This is a genomic window from Streptomyces malaysiense (assembly GCF_000980885.2).
Classification (GTDB): domain Bacteria; phylum Actinomycetota; class Actinomycetes; order Streptomycetales; family Streptomycetaceae; genus Streptomyces; species Streptomyces malaysiense.
The window spans coordinates 1-1,313 of the sequence record NZ_LBDA02000145.1 but is presented as its reverse complement, the minus strand read 5'-3'; the positions used below and the strand labels follow the sequence as shown (position 1 = coordinate 1,313).

Genomic DNA, 1,313 nt, shown 5'->3' with positions numbered 1-1,313 from the left:
GACACCACGAGTTCAATCTCAGTAACAGGACTCGAAAATGTAGTGTCGTGAGCACGAGGAGATTCGGGTCAACTGGGGAATGCCCCTCTGTCGTCATCTTCGAAAGGCAGCAACATGCTTTCCTTGCGCCTCAAAAGAGTAATTTCCGTCTGTGGGACTGCAGCCGCTCTGATGGCAGGTGGAGCTACCGCCGCGCACGCTCAGGTACATCGGGACAGCGCCTGCGGCGGCAACAATGGCCCCTTCCTCGATGTCGTCTACAACTACGGCAAGCCGTTCAAGGGGGTCGGACATGTGTATAGGGACTGGAACGGCGGGACCAGTGCGGCGACTTCCGCGTTCACGAATACTTGGAGCGGCTCGGTAAGCAGTACTGTCTCCGCCAGCCTCGGTGTCAGTGGCAATTGGATCGCGGTCGAAGTCTCGGGCGAGATGGGTTATAGCCACTCCTGGTCTAGCAGTGTCACCACCGGCCACACCGTGACCTACAAGATCCCGGCCAAGCGCTACGGTAATGCCCAGTATGGGGTGTGGCAGGACCATCTCTATCTGAAGACCTACTACATGAACGACGGCTGCAAGGAGTACGGTACAAAGTACGCCAACAGTCGAATCAACCGAGGTGTGGGCTGGAATTACTGGGTTTCGAAGTCCTGACCTGATCTCGAACCTGCGGCGCCGACCGGAATCGGTAAGATAAAACAGCCGCGCCAAGCCGGACAATGTTGAGCGCACCCCGGCTCGTCCGACGGACGTCCGGCCGGGGTGCCCGAAAATGTTGGTTCCGGGTATCCCGGCCGGATCGTGGCAGGTCTACTGCGCACCAGCACCCGCACCCGGAGGACCACACGTGAAGCACACTTACCGTGCAACTGCCGTCCTGCTGCTCGTGATCACGGCAGTGGCGTGTACCGACCAGGGGAGCCCCAAGGCGGCTCCGAGCCATTCTGCGACCGCGATGCATGAGACGCCAACTTTGCCCCCGTTCCCGTCCGACGTTCCGGGTGACGCGCTCTTGAAGGTCACCGGCCGGGGGCGCGGTGTCCACCACACCCCCGCTGTCCCCGCGGGGACTGTCACTGCCGAGGTTTCATGTGCTGGAGCTGGGGACCTTTCCGTGGACATCAACGACCACGCGGGCAAGGCAATCTACAAGGTGATCTCGCAGCCTTGTGGCACTACGGGCATCCAGAAGATCACTTTCGGAGCGCCCGCCGAGCCGCAAGGACTCATAGTCAAGGTCGCCGCCCGAAGCAACACCCAGTACGCGCTCCTACTGACCCGCTGAACCAGGGACTTTGCGTGTTGCGGTT

At 60.8% G+C, this 1,313-nt stretch carries 2 protein-coding genes; both read left to right on the top strand.

The window, feature by feature from the left end; genetic code table 11:
- Positions 1-114 precede the first annotated feature (114 nt).
- Positions 115-657: a hypothetical protein gene (locus VT52_RS37700; protein WP_143070967.1), complete on the top strand. Its 543-nt coding sequence runs from the start codon at positions 115-117 to the stop codon at positions 655-657.
- A gap of 460 nt (positions 658-1,117) precedes the next feature.
- On the top strand, positions 1,118-1,288 hold the full coding sequence (locus VT52_RS38345) for a hypothetical protein (RefSeq protein WP_167377779.1): 171 nt from the start codon (positions 1,118-1,120) through the stop codon (positions 1,286-1,288).
- Positions 1,289-1,313 lie beyond the last annotated feature (25 nt).